Annotated in this window: 18 protein-coding genes; 10 read left to right on the forward strand and 8 right to left on the reverse strand. The window is 62.7% G+C overall.

Going from position 1 to position 23,551, the window contains the following annotated elements:
• Window positions 1-46: 46 nt before the first annotated feature.
• Both ACEN42_RS25650 and ACEN42_RS25655 read right to left on the reverse strand, forming a co-directional pair.
• Window positions 47-895 (reverse strand): IclR family transcriptional regulator, encoded by an 849-nt coding sequence (locus ACEN42_RS25650; RefSeq protein WP_371884763.1) that lies wholly within the window; start codon window positions 893-895, stop codon window positions 47-49.
• A gap of 113 nt (window positions 896-1,008) precedes the next feature.
• Window positions 1,009-1,764 (reverse strand): IclR family transcriptional regulator, encoded by a 756-nt coding sequence (locus ACEN42_RS25655; RefSeq protein WP_187607137.1) that lies wholly within the window; start codon window positions 1,762-1,764, stop codon window positions 1,009-1,011.
• Between the two features lie 153 nt (window positions 1,765-1,917).
• Here ACEN42_RS25655 and ACEN42_RS25660 point away from each other — a divergent pair, with 153 nt between their 5' ends.
• Both ACEN42_RS25660 and ACEN42_RS25665 read left to right on the forward strand, forming a co-directional pair.
• Window positions 1,918-2,904, forward strand: coding sequence for an AAA family ATPase (locus ACEN42_RS25660; RefSeq protein ID WP_250486408.1), 987 nt, complete (start codon window positions 1,918-1,920; stop codon window positions 2,902-2,904).
• On the forward strand, window positions 2,901-4,634 hold the full coding sequence (locus ACEN42_RS25665) for a cobaltochelatase CobT-related protein (protein WP_371884764.1): 1,734 nt from the start codon (window positions 2,901-2,903) through the stop codon (window positions 4,632-4,634). The genes ACEN42_RS25660 and ACEN42_RS25665 overlap by 4 nt, the downstream gene beginning before the upstream one ends.
• On the opposite strand, the gene ACEN42_RS25670 is transcribed toward ACEN42_RS25665, so the two are convergent.
• The 4 genes from ACEN42_RS25670 to ACEN42_RS25685 are packed head-to-tail and all read right to left on the reverse strand — an operon-like array spanning window position 4,581 to window position 8,796.
• On the reverse strand, window positions 4,581-5,525 hold the full coding sequence (locus ACEN42_RS25670; protein ID WP_371884765.1) for a GTP-binding protein: 945 nt from the start codon (window positions 5,523-5,525) through the stop codon (window positions 4,581-4,583). The two genes, ACEN42_RS25665 and ACEN42_RS25670, sit on opposite strands and share 54 nt — an antisense overlap.
• On the reverse strand, window positions 5,522-7,174 hold the full coding sequence (locus tag ACEN42_RS25675) for an amidohydrolase (RefSeq protein WP_371884766.1): 1,653 nt from the start codon (window positions 7,172-7,174) through the stop codon (window positions 5,522-5,524). The genes ACEN42_RS25670 and ACEN42_RS25675 overlap by 4 nt, the downstream gene beginning before the upstream one ends.
• Complete coding sequence (locus tag ACEN42_RS25680) at window positions 7,171-8,574, reverse strand: sodium:solute symporter (protein ID WP_371884767.1); 1,404 nt, start codon at window positions 8,572-8,574, stop codon at window positions 7,171-7,173. Before ACEN42_RS25680 ends, ACEN42_RS25675 begins: the two co-directional genes overlap by 4 nt.
• A 12-nt stretch (window positions 8,575-8,586) precedes the next feature.
• Window positions 8,587-8,796 (reverse strand): DUF3311 domain-containing protein, encoded by a 210-nt coding sequence (locus ACEN42_RS25685; RefSeq protein ID WP_106856302.1) that lies wholly within the window; start codon window positions 8,794-8,796, stop codon window positions 8,587-8,589.
• A 243-nt stretch (window positions 8,797-9,039) separates the two neighbouring features.
• Here ACEN42_RS25685 and ACEN42_RS25690 point away from each other — a divergent pair, with 243 nt between their 5' ends.
• From ACEN42_RS25690 to ACEN42_RS25700, 3 genes are all read left to right on the forward strand, one after another.
• On the forward strand, window positions 9,040-10,473 hold the full coding sequence (locus ACEN42_RS25690; RefSeq protein WP_035500242.1) for an FAD-binding oxidoreductase: 1,434 nt from the start codon (window positions 9,040-9,042) through the stop codon (window positions 10,471-10,473).
• A gap of 40 nt (window positions 10,474-10,513) precedes the next feature.
• Window positions 10,514-10,903 (forward strand): nuclear transport factor 2 family protein, encoded by a 390-nt coding sequence (locus ACEN42_RS25695; protein ID WP_035500240.1) that lies wholly within the window; start codon window positions 10,514-10,516, stop codon window positions 10,901-10,903.
• 104 nt (window positions 10,904-11,007) lie between these two features.
• Entirely contained in the window at window positions 11,008-12,447 is a 1,440-nt protein-coding gene (locus tag ACEN42_RS25700) for an amino acid permease (RefSeq protein WP_035500237.1), read from the forward strand.
• A 43-nt stretch (window positions 12,448-12,490) separates the two neighbouring features.
• On the opposite strand, the gene ACEN42_RS25705 is transcribed toward ACEN42_RS25700, so the two are convergent.
• Complete coding sequence (locus tag ACEN42_RS25705; protein WP_035500235.1) at window positions 12,491-13,252, reverse strand: IclR family transcriptional regulator; 762 nt, start codon at window positions 13,250-13,252, stop codon at window positions 12,491-12,493.
• Between the two features lie 211 nt (window positions 13,253-13,463).
• On the opposite strand from ACEN42_RS25705, the gene ACEN42_RS25710 reads away from it, so the two are divergent.
• The 3 genes from ACEN42_RS25710 (at window position 13,464) to ACEN42_RS25720 (ending at window position 17,960) form a co-directional block, all read left to right on the forward strand.
• Entirely contained in the window at window positions 13,464-14,927 is a 1,464-nt protein-coding gene (locus tag ACEN42_RS25710) for an acylating sulfoacetaldehyde dehydrogenase (protein WP_371884768.1), read from the forward strand.
• The gene (locus ACEN42_RS25715; protein ID WP_371884769.1) at window positions 14,924-16,558 is read left to right on the forward strand and encodes an AMP-binding protein; all 1,635 of its coding nucleotides are present in this window, start codon (window positions 14,924-14,926) and stop codon (window positions 16,556-16,558) included. Before ACEN42_RS25710 ends, ACEN42_RS25715 begins: the two co-directional genes overlap by 4 nt.
• A gap of 61 nt (window positions 16,559-16,619) precedes the next feature.
• Window positions 16,620-17,960, forward strand: coding sequence for an MFS transporter (locus tag ACEN42_RS25720; RefSeq protein ID WP_371884770.1), 1,341 nt, complete (start codon window positions 16,620-16,622; stop codon window positions 17,958-17,960).
• 319 nt (window positions 17,961-18,279) lie between these two features.
• Here ACEN42_RS25720 and ACEN42_RS25725 read toward each other — a convergent pair whose 3' ends face one another.
• Window positions 18,280-18,507, reverse strand: coding sequence for a hypothetical protein (locus ACEN42_RS25725; protein ID WP_371884771.1), 228 nt, complete (start codon window positions 18,505-18,507; stop codon window positions 18,280-18,282).
• A 287-nt stretch (window positions 18,508-18,794) separates the two neighbouring features.
• Here ACEN42_RS25725 and tssF point away from each other — a divergent pair, with 287 nt between their 5' ends.
• Together tssF and ACEN42_RS25735 are read left to right on the forward strand one after the other, a co-directional pair.
• Window positions 18,795-20,723, forward strand: coding sequence for a type VI secretion system baseplate subunit TssF (gene tssF / locus ACEN42_RS25730; RefSeq protein WP_371884772.1), 1,929 nt, complete (start codon window positions 18,795-18,797; stop codon window positions 20,721-20,723).
• Window positions 20,687-23,548 (forward strand): type VI secretion system Vgr family protein, encoded by a 2,862-nt coding sequence (locus tag ACEN42_RS25735; RefSeq protein WP_371884773.1) that lies wholly within the window; start codon window positions 20,687-20,689, stop codon window positions 23,546-23,548. Before tssF ends, ACEN42_RS25735 begins: the two co-directional genes overlap by 37 nt.
• Window positions 23,549-23,551: the final 3 nt, after the last annotated feature.

A 23,551-nucleotide genomic window follows, 5' to 3' on the forward strand; every position in this document is an offset into this window, starting at 1 on the left:
AGCGCCGCCGGGGCCCGCGCGGCGGGCGTCTCGGCGGGAGAGTGGACTAGCGCGCTGCGGGGCGCTGGCGCGCCATGAGCGTCAGTCCATCGGAGGAATCAACGAGCGTTGCGAGCTTCACGGCGGTCTCGCGCAACTGCGGAACCGCCTGGAGCAGGTCGTTGAGATTGGCGCGGGCGGTCGGGGCGTGCGCGGCGAGGCACGCGAGCACGCGTCCGGTCGCGGCATCGGTGATGGGCACCGCGACGGCCACCATCCCCAGCACGAACTCCTCGTTGTCGATGCCGATGCCACGCGCGGCGAGCCGGTCGAGCTCGGCTTCGAGCAGCGTCCGATCGGTCAGCGTGCGATGCGTTTTCTTCGTGAGGGTGAGACGGCCGAGGATCTGGCGACGCTCGGCGAGCGGCATCTGCGAGAGAAACAGCTTGCCGCTCGCGGTGCAATGCAGCGGCACCCGCATGCCGGCCTGCATATGCAGGCGCAGCGGTTCGGCCGTCTCGACGCGCTCGATATAGAGGACCGTATCGCCATCGAGTGCGGTGAGATTGCAGCTTTCACCGATGACGTCGACGAGCGAGCGCAGGATCGAACGGCAGGCGCGAGTGAACGAGTTGTTGGCAAGCGTGGCGAGCGCAAGCTGGGCGGCGCGGGGTCCGAGCGCGATGCCGCGGTCCGTGCCGCGCGAGTCGGGCATATGCGTGACATAGCCCTGCGCTTCGAGCGAATCGATCAGTCGCAGCAAGGTCGCCTTGGGAATGCGCACGCGCGCCGCGAGTTGCGACAGCGTGTAAGCGTGACCGGCCGCAGCCAGTTGTTCGAGCACGGCGAGCGGACGGAGCGTCCGCGATTCATCGCCGGCATGCTCGGCAGAATCGAGATGTGTGACGTTGCGCATGGGCCGGAAACGGAACGTTTGGTTTCGAATTACGGCTACTTTACGCGCGTGTCCCGTCGCCGCGCCACAATTTTCGGAATGCTGGGTTGCGTTTTTATTACTTGGAGACCCTGTCAACCGAACGTCTTGCCCAGCTCCGCGGCGGCTTCCTTGAGACGAGGGACCATTTCCAGCGCCCGCGAGAGCGGCGTGCGCGACACCGGCGCGTGAACCGCGATCGCCGCGATGCATGTGCCGCCCGCATCGGCGATGGGCGCCGCCGCGCACACGATGCCCTGCACGAACTCCTCGTTGTCGATCGCGACGCCCTTCTTCGCGATGCGGTCGAGTTCCGCTTCGAGCATTTCCGTGTCGGTGATCGTGTTGGCGGTGTAGCGCTCTAGCTTCATCGCGCGCACGAGCGCATTGCGTTCGTCGCGCGGCTGAAGCGCGAGCAGCAGCTTGCCGCTCGCGCTGCACCAGACGGGCACGTGCGAACCGGGCTTCAGATCGAGCCGCAGCGGCCACGGCGCTTCCACGCGGTCGAGATAGAGCACTTCGTTCTCGTGCAGCATCGTGAGATTGCAGGTTTCGCCGAGATCGGAGACGAGCCGCGTGAGGATCGCGTGCCGCAGCCGTCGCGCGCCCGCGTGCGTCATCACATTGAGGCCGAGTTGCGCGAGGCGCGGGCCGACCACATACGCGTTCTTGTCGCCCGGCTCGCGGATCACGAGCCCGCCCGCTTCCAGCGACGCAAGCATGCGGTGCAGCGAAGGCTTCGGCATGCCCATGTCGTCGGCCATGTCCGTCAGCGACACGGGGCTGCCCGCCTGGACCAGGTATTCCAGCAACGCGAAGGCGCGCAGCGTGGGCGTGTCGGGCTTGTCCATCGGCATGGTTTCCATGTGAATTCGTTCGACATTATTTTAAATGAGGTGCCGATCGGCGCCGTATAGGCCGTTTGGATAAAAATAAACGAAATGAATTGTTCCGAAAAAAGATAGTTGATATGCTGGAGCCTCTGTCACGGGAGACGAAGCCTCATGATGCGCGACACATGGTTGGACGAGCCGGACCGGAAAGTGTCCGTGCGCACGCTTTTCGGCATCGATACGGACTTGCAAGTGCCGGCGTTCAGCACGCGCGATCCGCACGTTCCGGAAATCGACGAGGCGTATCGCTTCAATCCCGAGGTCACGCTGGCGATTCTCGCAGGCTTCGCGTGCAACCGGCGCGTGATGGTGCAGGGTCTGCACGGCACCGGAAAATCGACGCATATCGAGCAGGTGGCGGCGCGGCTCAACTGGCCGTGCATGCGCGTGAATCTGGATGGCCACGTGAGCCGGCTCGATCTCGTCGGCAAGGATGCAATCGTCGTACGTGATGACGTGCAGGTCACCGAGTTTCAGGAAGGTATCGTGCCGTGGGCGCTGCAACGGCCTGTCGCGCTCGTGTTCGACGAATACGACGCCGGCCGCCCCGATGTGATGTTCGTGATCCAGCGTATTCTCGAACGCGACGGCAGTTTCACGCTGCTCGACCAGAACCGCGTGATCCAGCCGCATCGCTTTTTTCGCCTGTTCGCGACGACCAATACGATCGGCCTCGGCAATCTGAACGGCATGTATCACGGCACGCAGATGTTGAATCACGCGCAGATCGACCGCTGGAACGTGGTCGCGACGCTGAACTACCTCTCGCGCGAGGAAGAGGCGCGCATCGTGCTCGCGCGCGTGCCGCATCTGGATGACGACGCGGGCCGGGCGCTCGTCGATTCGATGGTGAGCATGGCCGGACTCACGCGGCGCGGCTTCGCGGCGGGCGATCTGTCGACGTTGATGTCGCCGCGCACTGTCATCAACTGGGCCGAGAACTGCGAGGTTTTCCACGACGTGAAGCTGGCGCTGCGTCTCACGTTCCTGAACAAGTGCGACGAGGCGGAACGGCCCATCGTCGCGGAATATTTTCAGCGCGCGTTCGGCGATGAGCTGAACACGCTATCGCAGTGGCACGACGAGTCGGCGAAATGAACGGGCCGCGTGAACTCGCGCGACGCGACGCGTTATGCGCGGCCACCGTGCGGGCTTTGACGGGCGATGAAGCGCTGCACTATCGCGGCGGCAGGCTGTACCGTCACTTGCGGCCGGTGCCGTTGCATGCGCCGCATTTGCGCGGCGAACGCAGGGACGATGAAGACCTGGATTCGACACGCGGCGCCGCCGATGCGTCCGCGTTGCGCATCGCGTATTCGGACGCCGCGCTGCATCGGGACATGACGCCTGATGAGCCGGTCGAACGCATGGTCTTCGACATGCTGGAGCAGTTGCGCTGCGAAGCGTGCGTGCCTGCGGGCATGGAAGGCGTGAGGCGCAATGTGCGGCATCGCTTCGATGCGTGGTCGCACGCGTGCCATGAGACAGGTTTGCTCGACAGCGATATCGGCCTGTTGATCTACACCGTCGCGCAGATGGCCGAATCGCGGCTATCCGGGCGCGCCGTGTTCGAAGCGACCGAGGGCATCATCGAAGCCACGCGCGCGGCGCTCGCGCCATCGCTCGGACATGCGCTTGCGGGCATGCGGCGGCATCGCGCGGATCAACGCGCCTATGCGGTTCATGCGCTCGCCATCGCGCGGAACCTTGGCGAAATGATTCGCGACGTGCAGCACGCGTTCGTCGAAAGTAACCCTTCATCCGACGATGACAAGCAAGAGGCCGCGCGCACGATGCTCGGCGCGTGGTTCGACATCGACGATGAAGAGGGCAGCATCGAACGGCTCGCGCTCGCCGCGAGTGGCGATAGCACCGCTCGTGAGGCGTCGGGCGAGCACTATCGCGTGTTCAGCACGCGCTATGACAAGACCATTCGCCCGGCGACGCTGATTCGCGCCGCGTTGCTGCGTGAATATCGCGAGCGTCTCGACGATCTGATCGCCGCGCGGCATATCAACGTGCCGCGTCTCGCGCGCATGTTGCAATCGGCGCTCACCGTGCCGCGTCGCGACGGCTGGTCGTTCGGCGAAGAAGAAGGGCGCATCGATGGGCGTCGGCTTGCGCAAGTGGTGGCATCGCCGAATGAGCGGCGCGTCTTCAGGCGCGAGCGCGAACGTCCGCACGCGGATTGCGCGGTGAGTTTTCTGATCGATTGCTCGGGCTCGATGAAGGCGAGCATCGAGCCTGTCGCGGTGATGATCGACGTGCTCGTGCGCGCGCTCGGCATGGCGGGCGTCGCGACCGAAGTGCTCGGCTTCACGACCTGCGCATGGAACGGCGGCCGCGCGAAGCTCGACTGGCTCGCGAAGGGCAGGCCGAAGTATCCGGGCCGGCTCAACGAAGCGTGCAACATGATCTTCAAGGAAGGCGATGCGAGCTGGCGCGCGGCACGCGGCGACATCGCGGCGCTGTTCAAGGCCGATCTGTTTCGCGAGGGCATCGACGGCGAAGCGGTGGAATGGGCGTGTTCGCGGCTCGTCGCGCGTGGCGAAGCGCGGCGCATTGTCGTCGTGCTATCGGATGGCAGCCCGATGGACAGCGCAACCGCGCAGGCGAACGATCCGAACTATCTCGATCAGCATTTGCGCGAAGTCGTCGCGAAGCACGAAGCGGCGCGCACCGTTGAAGTGCTCGGGCTCGGCGTCGGGCTCGATCTCAGCCCATACTATCGGCATCACTTCGCGGTCGATCTGTCCGTGCCGCCGGATATGACCTTATTCGCGAAGCTCGCTGCATGGCTCGGTGCGCGGCACAGACACAGCACTTAGCGCGCGATGAATGTCGTCGGATGCGAAGAGACCGATGAAGACGATTCGAGTTTCTTCGACATCAGCGCATCGCGTGATATGCCAGCGTTTGCCGACGACATGAATCTCCGCACAGGTGCCATCCTGAAGGCGCACAAAGCCTTTGGCGCGCAAGAGCCGATCGCTGAACGACGCGCATGCGGCCTTGAGTTGCCGGCGCTCGAAGCGCTCATCCGAGCGAAACGTGACGCTGCGCAGATCGGCGGGAAGGTGGTTCGATGACGTGAATGCACGCGGTGCGATGCGTTCGCGCAAGGACGGTTCATCGCTGAAGAAAAGCGTATTCGGCACCTTGCCGCGATCGGCTTCGAACAGGATGCGCGTATGCGCGATCTCCATCAAGCGCGCACGCACGGCACATAGATCATCGGCGGAAGTCAGATCGGTCTTCGTCAGCACAATGGAACTCGCGCCTTCGATCTGCCGTCGCGCGATATCGCCGATATACGCATCGGCGAGCGTCTCTTCGATGCGCTCCGCATCCACCGCAACCACGATGCCCTGAAGCCGGAACGCACGATCGAGCATGCCGACCTGCGCGATGCGCACCGGGTCCGACACGCCGCTCGCTTCGATCACGAGCAGATCGGGCCGCAACTCACGCGCGCTGATGTCGATCAGCGTCTCCATCAGCTTGCCGCCGATAGAGCAACACACGCAGCCGTTTTCCAGCCCGATCACATCGTCGCTACGCTCGCGGATCAGCGCCGCATCGATATTGACCGAACCGAAATCGTTGACGAGCACGGTGATGCGCCGGCCATCGGTGTTGGTCAGCAGCGCGTTGATCATCGTGGTCTTGCCCGCGCCGAGATAGCCGCCGATGACGGCAAGAGGAATCGGCGTCATCATGCAGGCGCCTGATGTGCGCGGCCGCCGAGAATGGTGCCCCACACGCGCAGTTGGCCGAGGCGCTCCGACGGCACCTCGCTCGGGTCTTCATCGAGCACGGCGAAATCCGCGAACTTGCCGATTTCTATACTGCCGATGACGTCGTTCATGCCGATCGTGAAGGCAGCACCGAGCGTGATCGCGCGCAGCGCATCGGCGACGCTCAGCCGTTCCGCTTCGCCCAGCACGCGTCCGGATGCGGTCTGACGTTGCACGGCGCACCACGCGGTGAAAAGCGGATTGAGCTGCGTGATCGGCGCATCCGAATGCAGACCGAACGTGATGCCGAGTTCGCTCGCGGTGCCTGCGGCGTCCATGCGGTTTGCGCGGTCGGCGCCCATCGTTTGCTTGTAGTGCGCGTCGCCCCAATAGTAGATGTGATTCGAGAAGAAATTAACGCACATGCCGAGCCGCGCGGCGCGTTCGAGTTGCCTTCTGTCGGCCATCTGACAATGCTGCAACGTGTGCCGATGATCCGATCTCGGATGCCGATTCAGGATCGTTTCGATTGCATCCAGCACGAGTTCGGTGGCTTCATCGCCATTCGTGTGGATGTGCAATTGCAAGCCTGCCAGATGGAACGGCAGGAACGTTTCGACGAACTGTTCCGGCGGAATCAGCCATAAACCGTTGGGCCGTCCGTTCACGTAACCGGGCCAGCGCAGGCGTGCGGTAAAGCCCTGGATCGAGCCATCGACAATGAATTTCACCGGCCCGAAGCGCAGTTTGTCCGAGTTGAGCTTCACGGCTTCCAGCACGCGATCCGGTCCGCCTTCGGGGTTACGTTGCGGCCCGAATGCGGGCACGAGACGAATCGGAAAGCGCGCGTCGCGCGTGACTTCGACGAGATTGCGCATGCCCTTGTCGGACAGATCGTTGAGCAGGTCGGTGGCCGTCGTCACGCCGGCGAGTTGCGCGACCTTGCCGAAAGCGCGGATCGCATCGGGGTTGTCGCTGGCCGACAGCGACAGCTTCGCACCGATCACACGATACACCGGGAACATCGCCGCGAACTCCTGTAATTCGCCGGTGAGTTGGCCGCTTTTGTCTTTCACGATGCCATCGACGTCGGTATCTTCATCGATGCCCGAGAGTTCGAGCATCGGCGAATTCACGTTCATCAGATGCACGCTCGCATGCAGGATCGCGATGGGACGCGTCGCCGATACGCGTTCGAGCTGCGTCACCGTCAGACGCTCGCTGCCGAAGAAGATCGGATCGAAGCCCCATGCAAGCAGCGGCGCATCGGCATCATCGAGTTGACGCTCGGTTTCCCGCAATCGCGCGATCACCGCATCGAGCGATTGCAGGCCGGGCCAGCGCGTGCCATCGGGTCCGCGCCGCTCGTAGTACCCGACATAGACCGCGCTCCACATCGCGCCTTCCATCAGATGCGAATGGCCTTCTACGAGACCGGGCATCAGCACCTTGTCGCTGAAGCTCGTGTCCGGTTCTGCATCGATCCATTGGCGCATGTCGTCGCGCGTGCCGACCGAGAGGATCTTGCCGTCGCGGATCGCCACGTGCGTCGCGACGGGCTGACGCGGATTCATCGTCAGAATCTTGCGTGCCACAAGTACTTTTACTGCGTTGTTGTCGGTTCGATTCATGAGTCGTTCGAGTGGATCAGGTCAGCGTGAACATGCTTGCGGCCCGCGCTCGGATTGGCGAGAAACACGACGAGCACATTCACCGCGAGACAGATGAGGCCGATATTGATGCCGGCGATATCGACATGGAACACATACAGGACGACCGCAAGCAACTGGCCCACGAGCAGCCCCGATGCGATCGCGCGCGCACCCACGCGCAGCCCGAGCACGATCGCGATCACGCCGGGGAAATACTGCGTGACGCCGTAATACGTCATGTTGATGAGCGTGAGCATGAGGTTCGGCGTCGCGAGCGTCATGCCGATGGAAAGCAGCAGATAAACGCCGATCACCACTTTGGCGCTGGCCTTCTGACGCGTCTCCGGCATGTTCGGCAGCAGATTGCGCGTGACTACCGGCCCGATTGCGAGACAGATGCCCGCGAGCACGAGCAGGCCCGACAGCGACGCGCCCGCCGCGACCAGGCCCACGAGCCACGGCGGCAACAGATGCACCACAGCGGTGAAGAACGCCTCGTTGGGCGAGGCGAGCGGCACGTTCTGCGCGATCGCGTAGTACGACGCGACCACGAGGAACGGGTACATCAGCATGTAGAGCGGCATCACCACTTGCGAGCGGCGAATCGCGTTCGCGCTTTTCGCGGTGAAGAAGTTCTGGATCGCAAACGGCATCACGTAGAAACCGAGCGACTGGAACAGCATCGTGCTCATCGAGAACGTGAGTTGATGCGCGGACATCGCGTTCGATACGTGCTGGCTCGCGGCCCTGAACACCGGTTCGACGCCCGCTTCCCACGCAACCGCAATGCCCGTGATGACGATCGCCGCGACCATCAGAATGTCTTTCAGAATGGCGATATACGCCGATGCCCGCACGCCTGCGATCGCGATATACGCGAACGCGAGCAGCGCGGAGATCATGATGAGCAGCACCGGATTGAGGTTCCAGCCGAGACCCTTGAGCGCGGCGACGAGCCCGGTGAACTGCAACTGGCCCCACGGCAGCAGAAAGATCAGCGCGGAAATCGCAACGATCAGTTCGAGCGCGCGGCTTCCGAAATGCCCCTTGAACAGATCGGGCAGCGTGATCGCGTTATAGCGCTTGCCCGCTTCCCAGATTTTCGGACCGACGAAATAGCCGATCGGATAGGCAAGCAGGATATAGCCGAGAAACCAGACGCCATACGTCGGGCCCTTCGCATAGATGCCGCCTGGAAAGCCGACCATCGTACCGATGCTGTAGATCTCGCCCGCCGCGAGAAAGAACACGAGCCACGCGCCGAACTGACGCGACGCGACAAAGAAGTCGTGCACGCTTTGCGAGCCGCGCCCCTTGCCCGCACGCAGCGCGAGCCACAACGACAGCGCGATGAAGCCCAGAAATACCGTGGAAGCCATGCCGATGTCTCCTTATGCGCCGCGCGCTTCGCGCTGTTCCGTTTTTTTGTCGAACAAAACCCAGCAAAGCTGGAGACACACCGACGTCAGCACGAACCAGCCGAAAATCCATGCATAAATAAACGGAACGCCGAGTACGTAGAAATCGTTCGACGCAGCCCACGGCAACAAGCCGATGACCCCGACAAACGGCAAACCGATTCCGATCAGGAACTTGAGCATGGACCACTCCGTATGATCATTGGCCCGCGCGAGGCATTCGATGCGCGAGAGAAAGAGGATTCGGTCCAGTATGACCAGACAAAATTGGACGGTCGTAGTACCAGAAAGGACCAATCGCTGGGGCCAGCGCCGCGCGGCATCGCCCGTCTGGAGAGCGTCCTGGCACTAACGATGATTCCGGCGTGGCTCTAAGCGGGGCGTGAAGTTCGGTGCAGTATGAGGGTACTTTCCAAGGAGTTATCGGTGGCTACTCTCGATTACGTTGCGCCGGCCCTTCGAGGCGCGTGCGCCCCATACGATCCGCTCTACGACCCGCTCGTCTCGCCCATCGGCCGTCAGGCGATGGACTATGCGCCGACCTACTGGGTCGCGACCGCCGGCGAGCCGCCCGAAGACGACGGACCCTTGCCCGGCGATGCCGACGTCGATGTGCTGATCGTCGGCGCGGGATTCACCGGCCTTTCCACCGCGCTCTTTCTGGCGCGGGAGCATGGCATCCGCGCTACCGTCGTCGATGCCAACCGCACCGCGTGGGGCTGCACGAGCCGCAACGGCGGGCAGGGGCAGAACGCGAGCGGCCGTCTCTACCGCTCGCAATGGATCGAGCGATGGGGCAAGCAGACGGCGCTCAAGCTCGACGCGGAAATCCGCGAAGGCTTCGATACCTTCAAGAAGCTGATCGGCGAATTCGCGTGCGATCCGCAGCCGGGCGGGCATCTGTATATCGCGCATCGGGCGCGAAAAATGGATTTTCTGACGAATGAATGCAAGGTGATGCGCGATGTCTTCGGCTACGACGCGCGCATGCTGAGCGCGAAGGAAGTCGCGCAATCGTATGTCGATGACCGCGAAAATTGTGGTGCGCTGCACGAACCCGATGGCATCGGCGTGCATCCGCTCAAGCTCGCTTTCGGTTATATGCGCATGGCGCGCTCGCTCGGAGTGAAGGTGCATACGAGCACGCCCGTGGTCGACGTAGAGACGATTCGCGGCGTGCATCACGTGCGCACGCCGCGCGGCGTGATTCGCGCGAAAGCGGTTGCGTTCGCGACCGGCGGCTACACGCGCAACGACATGCATCGCACGCTGTCCGCGAAAATCATGCCGATTCTTTCGAACTCGCTCGTCACGCGGCCGCTCACGCAGGAAGAAATCGCATCGACCAACTTCCGCACGCATGAGGTCATCACCGATACGCGCACGCTGCGCTTTTACTATCGCTTGCTGCCGGACAATCGCGTGCAGATCGGCAGCCGCAGCGCGATCACGGGCGCGGATGCCGCGAACCCGCGGCACATGGATGTGCTCATCGAAGGCCTGCATCGCAAGTTCCCTTCGTTGAAGGGCATTCGCATCGATTATTCGTGGTGGGGCTGGGTCGATGTGAGTCACGACATGATGCCGCGCGTCGCGCAGCCCGATCCGCAGGAAAGCATCTTTTATGCGGTCGGATACGGCGGCAACGGCGTGTCGTTTTCCGCGCATGCGGGGCGGCGCATGGCCGAGCGCGTCGCGGGCAAATGGCAGCACAGCCGCGACGATCTGCCGATCTACGACTCCGCGCTCGAATATCCGAACGTGATGGGCATGGTGCGATGGAAAGGCTTCGCGCCGTTCCGCCGCGTCGGTCAACGATTCCTTTATCACAAGTATCTGGCGCAGGACGAGAAGTGCTGAATCCCGCCGAACCCTTTCGCAACGCACTGAAAATATCGACATGAGCACTCAAACGAATCAGGATTACATTCGGCTGCTGGAGACATTCAACGATGCGTGGAATCGCCACGACATCGATGCATTGATGAACTGCATGGCTGAAGAATGCGTCTTTCACGGCGTGGCCGGACCCGATGCGCTCGGACGCACCTTCAAGGGCCGCGACGAGGTACGCAAGGGCTTTGCGCTCGCGTGGGAAACCTTCCCCGACGCATCGTGGAAAGAGGGCGAGCATTTCGTGAGCGGCGAGCGCGGCGTATCGGAATCGACGTTTCGCGGCACGAAAGCGGACGGCTCGCGCGTCGAGGCCCGCATGGTGGATGTGTTCACCTTCAGCGACGGCAGGATCGCTGTGAAGAACGCGTATCGCAAGGACCGCCCGGCGCTTTGAAGAATGAAGGAGACCGGCATCGCATGACTGAATGAATGACTCGACTCGCTGGCAATGAACCGGCGAGCGAGCCTCGAATCGATACAAGCAAAGCAGGAGACGACATGCAATCGAACACGGATCAAGGCGATCTCAAGTGTGGCCTCAAGCAGCGCCACATGACGATGATCGCGCTGGGCGGCGTCATAGGCGCCGGACTTTTCGTCGGTAGCGGTGTGGTGATCCAGCAGGCCGGGCCCGCCGCGATTCTCTCCTTTCTCATCACGGGCGGCCTCGTGGTTCTCGTCATGCGCATGCTCGGCGAGATGGCCTGCGCGATGCCCACCGTCGGCTCGTTCTACGAATATGCGCGCCTCGCGTTCAGGACGCAGCGCGGGCCGGGGCGCCTCGCGGGCTTTCTGACGGGCTGGATGTACTGGTACTTCTGGGTCATCGTGATCGCGCTGGAAGCGGTCGCGGGCGCGAAGCTCGTGCAGTTCTGGATACCCGATGTGCCTGCGTGGATCATCAGCCTCGTGCTGCTCGTCGTGCTCACGCTGACCAACCTCATTTCAGTGGGCAGTTATGGCGAGTTCGAGTTCTGGTTCTCGTCGATCAAGGTCGGCGCGATCATCGTGTTCCTGTTCCTCGGCGGCTTGTACGTATGCGGTTTCTGGCCCGCCGCGATGCACACGACCGATGTCGCCACGACCTTCCTCGGCCACGGCGGTTTCATGCCCAAGGGCATCGGACCGGTGATGACGGGCGCTGTCGCCGCGACAGGCTTCTATTTCGGCGCGGAGATCGTCACGATCGCGGCGGCCGAAGCGAAGGAGCCCGCGAAGGCCGTCGCGAAGGCGACCAATTCGGTCATCACGCGCGTGCTCGTGTTCTATGTCGGATCGGTGGCGCTCGTCGTCGCGCTGGTGCCGTGGAATTCGCATCAGATGGCGACGCCCTACGTGAGCGCGCTCGAAGTGATGGGCATGCCGGCCGCGGCCAATGTGATGAACGCGATCGTCCTCACCGCCGTATTGTCCGCGCTCAATTCGGGCCTGTACGCCGCGTCGCGCATGCTGTTCGCGTTGACGCGTCACGGCGATGCGCCGCTCGGCCTCGCGAAGGTCAACAAGCGCGGCGTGCCGGTGCGCGCGATCCTGCTCGGCACGGTGTTCGGCTACGTGTCCGTGGTGATGTCGTATATCTCGCCGGATACGGTGTTCGCGTTCCTCGTCAATTCGTACGGCACGGTGGCGATCTTCGTGTACCTGCTGATCGCGTTCTCGCAACTGCGTCTGCGTGCCCGCATGACGAGCTTCGAGGCGAACGACCTGCGCGTGCGCATGTGGGGATTTCCCTATCTCACGTGGCTCGCGATCTTCGGGATGACCGCGATTCTCGTCGCGATGGCCTTCATCCCTGATCAGCGCAAGCCGTTGTGGCTGGGCGTCGCGAGCCTCGGCATTCTGATCGTCGCGTATATGGTGTTCAAGCGCGGCCGCAAGGAAACCGAGATCGAAGACGATGCGCATTCGACCCGGCATCTGCAAACCGTCGAACGATAAGCACTGAGACGGCGGCCGGTTTGCTGCATCGCAAACCGGCTTTTTATTCCCTGAATGTCTTGGCGGTTTCTTCGGCGGCGCGGCGCAGATCGGGCTCGAAGGCGAGCAGTTGATCGAGCGCGACGCGTCCCACAGGCGCCTGAATGGCGATCGCGGCGCACGCGCGATTGCGATCGAGCATCACCGGCACCGCAATCGCAACGAGTCCCTGCAAATGCTCCTGATTGTTGATGGCGAGCATGCGGCGGCGCGTCAATGCGAGTTCGCGCCGCAACGCATCGCGATCGGTGATCGTGCGCTCCGAATACGAGCGTAGCGGCAGGCGCTCGATCATGCGCTCGCGCCGTTCCTTCGGCAGAAAACTCAGCAGCAGCTTGCCGCTTGCCGAGCAATGCAGCGGCACATGCGAGCCTGGCTGCAAGTGCATGCGCAGCGGCCAGCCGGTTTCAACGCGATCGACATAGACGACGTCGTTACCCGCGAGCATCGTCAGATTGCAGGTTTCACCGACGCGTGCGACGAGCTGTTCGAGGAGCGCATGACGCGCCGCAGCGGGGCCGGCGTGCATCAGCACGTTGATGGCGAGCGTGCGCACGCGCGCCGAGCATTCGTAGAGCTTGTCGCTCGCGCCGCGCGTCACGAGCCATGCGTCCATCAGTTGAACGAGGATGCGATGCACGGTCTGCTTGGGCAGGCCCAACGCATCGACGAGCTCGGTCATCGAGAGCGGGCGATTCGCTTCGGCGAGCGTTTCGAGCACGCGGAACGCGCGCACGGCGGCGGCATTCGATTGATTCGACGTCACGTTGCCTTGTCTCCATCTGCGTGGTTTGCGTTTCTATTTCATTGTGCGTCGAAAACACCGGTTTTCGGGACTCGTGAAAGTCCCGAAAAGTTGAATTTCCGATGCTCGCGATTTCGCTGCATGCGTTAGTCCAGAAAACGGGACCGCGCGACGAACGCGGCTGACTAGATTGGGAAGCATCGCCAATCTTCCAACAGCCGAGGTTTATCGCATGAATCACATGGCAAGCGGCGCAACGCTCGCGCGTCCCAGCGAGAACGCGCAGAACACACAGGAACCCGATGTGGAGCGTGCCGTCGGCGCGCTCGTGGCGCGAGCGCGCGACGCGCAACGACGCTTCGAGCAGGCGGGACAGGAGACCCTCGACATCGCCGCCGCGGCTGCCGCGTGGGCGATCATGGAACCGCAGCGCAACCGGCTGCTCGCCGAGCAGGCCGTGCGCGATACGGGCCTCGGCAACGCCGACGACAAGTTCCGCAAGAACCATCGCAAGACGCTCGGGCTGCTGCGCGACCTTCACGGTGTCGCGACGACCGGCGTGATCGCGCGCGACGAGGAACACGGCATCGTCGAGATCGCGCGCGCGGTCGGCGTGGTGGCGGCGATCACGCCATCGACGAATCCGGCCGCGACGCCCGCGAACAAGATCATCAACGCGCTCAAGTGCGGCAACGCGGTTATCGTCGCGCCTTCGCCGAAGGGCTATTCGTCGTGCGCGACGCTCATCGGCTTCATTCATGCGGAGTTCGCGAAGGCCGGTCTCGATCCCGATCTCGTGCAGATGTTGCCGCATCCGATCGGCAAGGCAGCGACCGCCGCGCTGATGCGCCTCGCCGATCTGGTCGTCGCGACCGGCTCGCAGGCCAACGTGCGCATGGCGTATACGAGCGGCACGCCGGCTTTCGGCGTGGGCGCGGGCAATGTCGCATCGATCGTCACGGCGCACGCGAATCCCGATGATGCGGCGCGCAAGATCGCCGTGTCCAAGACGTTCGACAACGCGACGAGCTGTTCATCGGAGAACAGTGTCGTGATCGAGGAGGCCATTTACGCGCGCATGCTCGATGCGCTGACGAAGCAGGGCGGCGTGATGCTCGACGCCGCGCAGAAGGCGCAATTGCAGGCGGCGATGTGGCACGACGGCAAGCTCTCGGCGCGTTGCACCGCGCGTTCTGCGACCGCGATCGCGCGCGAAGCGGGCCTCGACGATATCGCCGCGCGCGAGCCGAAGTTCCTGATGGTCGAAGAGACCGGCTACGGAGCGGATCATCCGTTCTCAGGCGAGAAGCTCTCGCCCGTGTTGACGGTTTATCGCGCGCGGGACATCGGCGCGGCGATCGATATCGTGCGCGGCATCTACGGCTACATGGGCGCGGGCCATTCGGTCGGCGTGCACGGCGCGGACGATGCACTCGCAATCACGCTCGGCACGCAATTGCCGGTGGCGCGCGTGATCGTCGATCAGGCGCATTGCATCGCGACCGGCGGCAACTTCGACAACGGCCTGCCGTTCTCGCTCTCGATGGGATGCGGCACATGGGGCGGCAATAATTTCTCGTCGAATCTCGGCTATCGGCAATACCTGAACGTCACGCGCGTCGCGTACCAGATAGCGGAGCGCGTGCCGGAAGTCGACGCGCTTCTCGGCGATTACTTCCGGAGGGTCGGACGATGAGCGCGCTGCCGGATCGAATCGTTGCGTCTGATCGGATGCCGCTCGATGCGCCGACGTTACGCGCGTTGATCGATGCACGCGCGCAAAGCGCGCCCGACAAGCCGTTCCTGCTTTCCACCGCTCACGACGACGTGCTGACGTTCGGCGCATTGCGCGAGGATTGCGTCGCACTCGAAGCACGTTTCAAGGCGGCCGGCCTGCTTCCGGGCGATGTCGTCTCCGTCTTCATGGGCAACGGCATCCAGACCGCGCGCCTGCTGCTCGCGACGATGTACAGCGGCCTTGTCGCCAATCCGCTGAATCTGCTGTGCCAGCCTTCGCAAGTGAGCTATATCGTCGAGCATTCGGATACGCGCGTGATCTTCGTCGCGGACGATACGCACGACACGATCGTCCAGGCGATCGACGCGTTGCGCAGCGAAGGCACGGATCGCGAGATCGCGGTGGTGCGCACCTCGCCAGTGGCGACGGAGTTGCCGGACATACCCGCGCTTTCATCGCGCGCGATTCCGCTGGTGCGCGACGAAACGCCTGGCACACAGATCGTCGCGAGCGACGCGGGCACAACGAATCCCGGCGATACCGCGCTGCTCATGTACACGTCGGGCACCACGGGCGCACCCAAAGGCGTGCTGCTGAGTCATCGCAGCCTGCTCGCGAACATGCGCAATATCAGCGCGGAGCATCGCCTTACCGACGATGATCGCGTGCTCGTGTCGCTGCCGCTGTATCACATCAACGGCCTCGTCGTCGCGCTGCTGACGCCGCTCTGGCACGGCGGCTCGGCGGTGCTGACGCCGCGCTTTTCCGCGCGCACGTTCTGGAGCGAAGCCTCGCATTCCGGATGCACGTGGATCAACGTGGTGCCGACCATCGTCGCTTATCTGTTGAATGCGGAAGACGCGCAAGACTGCGATATCTCCGCGCTGAAGTTCTGCCGCAGCGCATCGGCGGCGCTGCCGGCGGATCATCATCGCGCATTCGAGGAGCGCTTCGGCATCGGCGTCATCGAAACGATGGGCATGACGGAGACCGCCGCGCCGATGTTCAGTAATCCATATGATGAAACGATGAGGAGACTCGGCAGCATCGGACTGCCTTCGGGCGGCGAAGCGAAGATCGTCGATCTCGACGGGCGCGAATGCGCTTCCAATGAAACCGGCGAACTCGTGCTGCGCGGCGAGCAACTGATGAGCGGCTATTACAAGCGCCCGGAAGAGACGCGCAACGCATTCACCACGGACGGCTGGTTGCGCACCGGCGATCTCGGCTATCGCGACGAGGCGGGCTTCTTCTATATCAACGGGCGCGCGAAGGAACTGATCATCAAGGGCGGCGAGAACATCGCGCCGCGCGAGATCGACGAAGCGCTGCTGCGTCATCCCGGCGTGCTCGAAGCGGCCGCGGTCGGTGTCCCCGATGCGGCGTATGGGCAGGACATCGTCGCGTACATCGTGCCGAGCGGAGGCGCGGCTTCGCTCGATGTCGCGGAGCTGCGCGCGTACTGCTTGCGCGAACTGGGCCGCTACAAGACACCGCGTGAATTCCGCTTTACCGACGCATTGCCGCGCGGCCCGTCGGGCAAGGTGCAGCGCCTCAAGCTCGTTGAGAGTCCGCAGACCGCATCATAAGACGACGCGGATTGATTCGCACGACTGTACATTCCACATCAGATGGACTGAAGGAGACAACGTGAACAAGCAACGTCAGCGCGTGAAGACGCGCCATATCATTCTCGGCGTGATGTGCCTGATGTACTTCATCTCTTACATCGACCGGGTGAATATCGCCGTGGCGGGACCGTTGATCCGGCAGGAGATGGGTCTGACGTCCGTGCAACTCGGGCTCGTGTTCTCCGCGTTCGCCTATCCGTATGCGGTGATGCAGATCGTCGGCGGATGGCTCGCCGATCGTTTCGGGCCGAAGCTCGTCTTGACCGTGCTCTCGCTGATCTGGGGCGCGGCGACGCTCGCGACGGGCTTCGCGGGCAGCATCGGCATGCTGGTGCTGTTGCGTCTCGCGCTTGGCATCGGCGAGGGCGGCGCGTTCCCGACCGCGACGCGCGCATTCACGTTCTGGATGCCGGTGCACGAACGCGGTTTCGCGCAAGGCATCACGCATAGCTTCGCGCGGCTCGGCGGCGCGGTGACGCCGCCGCTCGTGCTCGCGGTGGTCGCGGCGAGCGGCTGGCGCGAGGCGTTCATTCTGCTCGGTATCGCGAGTCTCGCGTGGACGGTGCTGTATCTCTTCGTCTTCACCAATTCGCCCGACGAAAACCGCCGTGTGACGCCCGAGGAGACCGCTGAAATCGGCTATCGCGCGGGTGAATGCGCGCGTGCGAGAAAGAACCCGACGCCGTGGCGCAAGCTGATTCACCGCATGTGGCTCGTGACGCTGGTGGACTTCTGCTACGGCTGGCTGCTGTGGGTGTATCTGACGTGGCTGCCTTCGTATCTGAAGGAATCGCGCGGCTTCGATCTGAAGCAGCTCGCGCTCTTCACCGCATTGCCGCTGCTCGCGGGCGTGATCGGCGATACGCTCGGCGGCGTGCTGTCGGACCGCATCTTCAGGATGACCGGACGGCTGCGTCTCGCGCGTTGCAGCATTCTGGTCGTCGGCATGGGCGGTTCGCTCGCGTTCCTCATCCCGATGGTCAATGCGCCGAGTCCGATCGCGGCGGTGTGGTTCCTGACGGGATCGTTCTTCTTCCTGGAGATCACGAATCCCGTGTTGTGGACCTTGCCGCTCGATATCGCGGGCAAGTATGCAGGCACGGCGGGCGGCATGATGAACACGGGCTTCGGTCTCGCGGGGATGGCGTCGCCGGTTGCGTTCGGGTATCTGATTCAGGAGACGGGCAGCTACAACGTGCCGTTCACGATCTCGGCGGGGCTGCTCGCGGTCGGCGCGTTCGCGGCGCTTTTCATCGATACGAGCAAGACTGTTGAGGCCGATGAGGCGCGGGAGGCGCAGAGTCGCGGTGAGATGGGCGTGCCGGCGTTCGCGGGAGGGGCGGGGCAGTGGCATGAGTAGGGTGGGCTGGCGGTGGGGAGATAAGCTTTTCCCCCCGCTATCGTGAGACACTCAAAAAAATCCCGCAGCGTCGATGACTTGCGGGATTTTCGGTTTGGCGACCTACAACGCGGTACGCACGCCTCAGGACTGTCTCCGTTTGCCGGCTTCGCCGAGCGTGTCGGGCGATTTACGGCGTCCGCATTGACTTGATAGTTGCACGTTCGTGTCGACTACAGCAACTTGCGCCTGTATCAGCGGGCGGTCCGCCGTTTCTCGGCCTGGCGGTTGACACCCTTGAGAGACGCGGCTCGTGCATCCATTGCAACAGGCGATCCGATCACGTGTGGGCGGGTCTCACCAAGGTCATCGCCGCGAGCACGCAGACGCCGCTTATGGTTCGGGGACGCTTGTCGCTCACCAAAATCGCATAACGCGCTCGGTTATGAATTGGCTCGTGCGCGCGTACATACTCGCGGCGCTGCTCACATTCGACGCGTGCATCGTCGTGCATATCGAGGACGCACATGACTCCGCGAGCGATGTCGGCCGACATGGCGATGGGCATTCATCTTCCCGACCGACCCCTGGCGCTGCGCAAGCCCGGTGACCGTTTCCACGCAAACCGTGACCAAAGTCGACAACGTAAGCGATACAGCCTGTGGTCGAATCGATTCTAGGAAGATTCCCATATCTGTATTGGGGTCGGACTGATAGTTTTTGAGATCTAGGAATTTTCGGGCGACTTAGGAATGCATAGCAAGCGTCGAGATCTCACGCTTTCAGTACGGGTATCCGAGGCCACGGCGTCTGCCGGTACGTGCCATCTCGCTCGCCTTGCCTGACGTGAGTCGCATGGACCCGCGCCTGCTCGACGCTTACCTCAGCGAACTGCGCTTCAACCAAGCGCTGGTCGAGGAGTTTGCTCGCGATCATCCCAAGATCGCGGCGCGCCTGGGCATGGTCGCGGGAAGCATCGGCGATCCCTACGTCAATCGTCTGCTCGAATCGTCCGCCTTCGTCAACGCGCGCATGCAATTGCGTTTCGATGACGAATTCACGCTATTTACACAAGCGCTGCTGTCGTCAGCGTATCCGGGTTATCTGTCTTCCACGCCTTCGATCGCCATCGCGAGGCTTTATCCGGGAGGCAAGGCGGGCGGCTTCGCGACAGGCTATAGGCTCGAACGCGGCACCGAGTTGAGTTCCCTGAATCTGCCCAGTGGTGAAACGACAGCGTGCACATTTCGTACGACGCAGGATGTCTCGTTTTATCCGGTCGTCATGCACGATGGACGCCTCACGCATGTCCCGCCCGACCTCCAGGGGCAGAGCCGTTACGTGCCGCCTGATCGGCAGGTACGCGGTGCTTTGCGGCTGCGCTTGCGCACGATCGAGCGCGTACCGTTCTCGGCGCTGCGCGGGCTGGATCGACTGCAGGTCTATCTGGCGGGCGATGAGCGCATCGCCTCGCATCTGCATGAACTGATTCACACCGGCGCGGTGGTGTCGGTGATCGGCGAGCCGGGGCGCTTCAGCGAAGCCGGCTATACGCCGCACGTCGTGAAAGCGGGCGCGGTCGTCCAGGACGGGCTTGGGCCAGATCAGGCCGTGTTGCCGCTGGTGGCGCGCAAGTTCCTGGGACATAACCTCGTGCAGGAATACTTCGCCTGTCCGGCCAGATTCTACTTTTTCACGCTGACGGGGCTCGAAGCCGGACTCGCGCGCATTGACGGGGACGAGGCCGAGATCATCGTGCTGCTGGACCGCGCCACGAGTGAACTGGCGCCGTACGTGGATGCCTCGACGTTCGCCTTGTTCTGCGTTCCTGTGGTGAATCTGTTCAAGGTCCGCACCGCGCCCGCGAAGCTTAAGCAGGGTGACGGCCAAGTGCGGCTCGTGCCGGTCGAGAACAAGCCGCTGGATTACGAAGTTCATTCGGTGGAAGTGGCCATTGGTCAGGCTGATATCGAAGAGGACTCGGAGGAACTGCCCTTCTATCCGCTTCATGATGCGCAGTTGCGCGACGAAGCAGGGCATGGGCGCTATTTCACGGTGCGTCGCGAGCAGCACCTCAGCACGGCAAAGGGGCGTTCCTACGATACGCGCGCGCCGTACATCAGCACCGATTCGTACCTGTCGCTGGTCGGCCGTGACGGACTGCCCTACGCGCCGGATGCATCCAGCCATAACGGCGAGGATGGCCGGATCAACTATCTGTCGCTCGATGCGTGGCTGACCAACCGGGATCTTCCGGGGCGCCTGCAGTGCAACGGCGTGAACGATCTGAGTCTGCCGGAATCGGCGCCGTTCTCCAGCGTGGGATTGGTGCGTGTTCCCAGTCGATCGATGCCGCCGCTCGCCGCGGGGCGCAAGGCGTGGCAGATGTATGCCCAGTTGAACATCGAATATGCGCACTTCGACGATCCCTACGACGAGCCGAATCCGGGCGAGGGCTTGCGCAGCTTGCTGCGGCTTTACGCGCCCGAGGATCGGGCTGCCCTCGCGCGTCAAGTCGAAAGCCTGACGGCTGCCACGCTTACGCCGGTCAATTGCGTGATGGCAGGCAGCGTGCCGCCCGTGGTACGCGCGCTCGAATGTGCGCTCACCTTCGACGAAGACGGCTTCGACGGCGTGAGCCCTTATGCGCTGGGGCTGGTACTGGAGCATTACCTGGCCCGGCATGTGTCCGGCCACTCGTACACCAGGACGCTGCTGCAGTCGACCCGGCGCGGCCGGATCGCCGAATGGCCGCCCCGAGCGGGCGCGCGTGGAGCGATTTGACGCGACGGCTCAAATCCTTCCGCCCACATCGTGAATTCAAACAAAAAATCAGGAAGAAGAATCAGATGTTCAATCCGCTGCAAAGCCGCACACTGAACGTGGCGTGCAAGGCGTTGCCCACTTGGGGCGGCGCGGATGTGCTGATCGCGCAGCGCGTGAGCGGCGTCGAGGCGCTCGGCAAACTCTTCAAATACACGGTGGAGTTTGCCACGCTGGACAGTCCCACGTTTCGCATCTACAAGGCGCGCGAGCTGATCAAGCCCGATGAATTGATCGGCAAAACGATCGAAATTTCGATTGAATTCGAGGGCAAGGGTGCCTTCATTCCAGGACTGCCTGGCAATCTGGGAGCGGGCAATGTCGGTGCGGGCGTGCGCACCATCAACGGCATCATCACCGAAGTCCGGCAGACCGGCAGCGACGAGCGGCGCGCGTATTACCAGTTCACGGTGAGACCTTGGCTCTGGCTTGCTTCGAAGAATCGAGATAGCCGGGTGTTCCAGGATATGAATGTCCTGCAAGTCACCGAGGCGGTGCTCAAGAGCGGAAACTACAAGTTCCCGTGGCAGATGCGCCTGGCGGCGGTCTCGCTGTACAACAACGTCTTTCCGCCGCGCGACTTCATCCGGCAGTTCTGGCAGAGCGACTTTGAATTTCTGAGCCAGATCTGGAGCGAGTGGGGCATCTATTATCACTTCGATGGCATGACGCTGGTGCTGTGCGACTCGCCCGGCTCGCACAAAAAGCACGCCAATGCCTACGATACCGTGCTGTATCACGCGCCCGAAGGCAAGCGCATCGACGAGGAGCATATTTACGCGCTGAGTGTCTCGCGCAAGATCACCGCGGGCGAGATCACGCTCAACGACTACGACTACACGCGCTCGAACGGCCGCTTCGATATGAATCAGAGCCGTTACAGCGAGGCGTCCTTCGACAACGCCGCGCAGTATCACTGGGGCAATTACACGCAGCCGATGGCGGGTGCGATGGGGCTGGACGGCAAGCCCAACGATCTGCGTAATGAGGGCGATTATCTGGCGCGCGTGCGCGTGGAGGCACTGCGCTGCGAGGGCTTGCGTCTGCACGGCACAGGCAACCTGCGCGGGCTGACCACGGGCAGGAAGTTTCGTCTCGAAGGCCATCCGCAGAAAGAGCTCAACACGCGATATCTGGTGGTCTCGACCACGATCGATGTGAGCAATCCGGACGAACTGACCGTCACGGCAGGCAGCGACGCGCAGTATCACTGCAAGACAGATTTCGTGCTGCAGCCGGACGATACGTTCTTCAAGACGATGCCTCGGGAGAAGCCGCGTGCGCATCCGGAGACCGCGGTGGTGGTGGGGCCGGAGAACCAGCCGATCTGGCTCGATGGCTACGCGCGCACGCGGGTTCAATTCAAATGGGACAGGCTGGGCAAGCTTGACCAGAATTCGAGTTGCTGGGTACGGGTGTCGCAACCGTGGCATGGCGGGCCGCACAGCTTCATCGCGGTGCCGCGCATCGGGGACGAGGTGACGATCGGCTATCACGAGGGCGATCCGGACAAGCCGTTCATCATGGCCAGCAAGGTCAATCAGTTCAATCCGCCGCCGTTCGAGTTGCCGAGGAACATGGCGCTCACGGGGCTGGTGAGTCACGCATTGGAAGGGCAAGGCCACAACTATGTGGTCACCGATGACACGCCCGGCCAGCAGCAGGTTCAGGTGGCGAGCGACCAGGCCAATTCGCGGCTGGTGCTGGGGTACAACACGCGGATCGAGTATCGCGCGGGTCGTCAGCAGGCGCGTGGGCTGGGGTGGGAACTCGCGACGGACGCGTGGGGTGTGCTTCGGGCGAATCGGGGCATGCTTATTACGACCGAGACGCGCAGTGGTGCGAACTCACCTGCGAAAGAAATGGGCGAGACGGTGCAGCGGCTCACCGAAGCGCGCGATACGCATGAGAACCTCGTCGGCATGGCGCAGCAGAATCAGGCGCAAGACGCGGGCGCGGACCAGAGAGAGGTAACAGCGGCGCTGAAGGCGCAGAACGCGACGGTGAAGGGCGGACCAAAATCAGGCCCGAACGCTTTCCCGGAACTTGCCGAAGCGCATCTAACCTTCGCGAGCCCGAACGGCATCCAGGCAACAACAGCCGGCACGACTCATCTTGCTAGCGGTGAGCATCTAGCGCTGACTACAGGTGGTCACATTGGTATTGCAGCAGATGCTTCTCTCTTCGCGACGGTGCGCTCGAAGCTGCGACTGTTCGTACAGCAAGCCGGTATGCGACTGGTTGCTGCGGGCGGTGATATCGATATAAAGGCTCTAAAAGACAGTATCAATCTGCTGGCGAAGCTTAATGTGACTGTGACGGCGAATCGCATCACGATCTCCGCGAAGGAGGAGGTAGAGATAGTTGGTGGGGGCAGCTACACGCGCTGGAGTCTTGGAGGCGTGCGAACCGGCACATCGGCTAGCTTCGAGGTCCATTCTGCGAGTCGCAACTTTAGTGGGCCTGATTCGGAGCGCTTGCCAACTTTGCCTGAATCGCGGCCGAGCAAGGAGGATCTGCACTTCATACTCGGTGCCTTGGCGCACGACGAAGCCCACCGCTATGTGGACGAGCCATATGAGCTATTCAAGGGTAGCGCAAAAATTGCACAAGGCGTGACTGACGAATTCGGTCGCGTAATTGTGCCGGACCATCAACCCGGGACGTCGACTTACCGGGTGAAGTTGAGTAACGGCGGTCAATTCGATTTGAACGTCAAAGATGCACTCAACGCTGATTTTGCACACATTGAACATCGAACCAACCGCGGCGAGCGAATGAGCTGAAAG

Origin of the sequence: Caballeronia sp. S22 (assembly GCF_964261745.1) — a bacterium.
Classification (GTDB): Bacteria; Pseudomonadota; Gammaproteobacteria; order Burkholderiales; family Burkholderiaceae; genus Caballeronia; species Caballeronia jiangsuensis.